Annotated in this window: 2 protein-coding genes and 1 pseudogene; all 3 read right to left on the bottom strand. The window is 62.9% G+C overall.

The features are described from left to right. Positions 1–94: pseudogene (locus ACWEKS_RS49230) on the bottom strand (hypothetical protein); the annotation flags it as partial. A gap of 70 nt (positions 95–164) precedes the next feature. Further along, positions 165–551, bottom strand: a complete 387-nt coding sequence (locus tag ACWEKS_RS49225) for a transposase (RefSeq protein WP_452346588.1) — start codon at positions 549–551, stop codon at positions 165–167. Positions 552–885: 334 nt separating this feature from the next. Then, entirely contained in the window at positions 886–1,641 is a 756-nt protein-coding gene (gene istB / locus ACWEKS_RS49220) for an IS21-like element helper ATPase IstB (protein ID WP_452346589.1), read from the bottom strand. Between the last annotated feature and the right edge of the window lie 145 nt (positions 1,642–1,786).

Here is a 1,786-nt window from a genome sequence, read left to right as displayed (position 1 = left end):
CTCCGAGTGCGCTGGTCAGCCATCGTCGAGCAGCCGTGGCATTGGTGAGGGTTTCGATGGTGGTGAATGTCTTGGACGACACGATGAACATCGTGCCGATGATCGCGTCCGGTACGCAACGGCGATCGACGGTGTGGCGCCAGCTGCGAGGGCCGCAACAGGGATTATCCGGGCCGGTAGACGGCCTGATAGATGGTCTCATGGCACAACCACATCTGCGGATCTTCGGGATACCGCCTCCACAGATGTAGGCTGATCTGCTGTGGACTCCACCGCTGCACCAGCAACTCCGTGACCAGACGTTGGAGTTCGGGGTTGGTCTCGAAACGCCGCCGCTGTGGTCGAGCCCGCCGGGCGGTGGCGCGTTGATGCGCCTCGAACGGCCGATACCCTTTGCCCCTGAACGCATTCCGGCGCAGTTCTCGCGAAATCGTCGACGGTGCCCGTCCCAATTGGCTCGCGATCGCTCGGATGCTCAAGCCTGCCTGGCGCAGATCAGCGATTTCGACCCGCTCGTCCTGGGACAGGAACCGAGCGTTGATCTGACGCACCGCGCCAACCGATCCAAGGCCGGCACGAACCCGACGACCGCGCCATTGCGGTGGTCTTGTAGCCGCGCGACCAGTAGTTGTTGCCCGCGGTTCGGGACACCCCGACCTCACGGGCCGCGCGGAGAATGCTCCAGCCACGACCACGAAGCTCCATGAACCGTTGACGTTTGGCCGACTGCGGACGACGCCCCGGCCCCTTCTTCACCCGACGAGACGACGACAACACAACCTCCAGAACCTACGGGATGTGTTGCGACAACAGGTAGAAACCGCCATCGTGAAAGTTGACCCCGTAGGGGTCAGTTTTCCCTTGTGAGGGGTCAATTTTCAGTGATCAGTCGGTCGCGGCGCGGTTCTCCTTGGCGAGCAGGGCGCGGCGTTGACGGGTTCGGTAGGAGTCGCCGGTGAGGGTGAGGACCTCGGCGTGGTGGACCAATCTATCGATCATGGCGGCGGCGACAACGTCATCTGAAAAGGTCTCTCCCCAGCGTCCGAATGGGAGATTTGAAGTGACCATGATCGAGGCCTGTTCATATCGAGAAGCGACCAGCTGGAAGAACAGGTTCGCCGCGTCCTGGTCGAACGGAATGTAGCCGACCTCATCGACAATGATCAGCTTGTAGCGTCGGATCTTCTTCAGCTCTGCGTCCAGGCGCCCCGCATGATGGGCGGTGGTCAGTCGGTGGATCCAGTTGCTGGCGGTGTCGAACAGCACCGAGTAGTCGGCGTGGGCTGCCTTGACCCCGAGCCCGATCGCCAGGTGCGTCTTGCCGATCCCGGGCGGGCCCAGCAGGATCACGTTCTCGGCCTTGGGAACAAATGTTCCAGTAGCCAAGTGCGCCAATACATCTCGCCGCAGGGAGGGCAGATGGTCGAGGTTGAAGTCCTCCAATGTTTTGACCTGCGGGAAGTGCGCGGTGCGGATGCGCATGACGGTGCCCTTGGACTCGCGGTCGGCGACCTGGCGTTGCAGCAGCGCCGCCAAATACTCTTCGTGCGACCAGTTTTCGTTGGGAGCCTGCTCGGCCAGATCCTCCCAGCTGCGCCCGATCGTCGGGACCTTCAGCACCCGGGTCAGGTAGGCCAGCATCGAGGGCAGCCCATCAGGCGGCTTGGCCGGGCTGGCATTGGTGGCGGGCGTGGATCTGGTGGCGGTCATTGCTGCCTCGATTCTCGTGCCGGAACAGTGAAATCGACGCCGAACAGGGCGTCGTAATCCGGCAGCGCGCGCAGCG

Source organism: Nocardia sp. NPDC004711, from assembly GCF_053601595.1.
This window is presented reverse-complemented; position numbering and strand designations above follow the sequence as displayed.

Coding starts and splice junctions, on each gene's coding strand:
- istB (WP_452346589.1), bottom strand. CDS start 1,641: ATGCTGGCCTACCTGACCCGGGTGCTGAAGGTCCCGACGATCGGGCGC.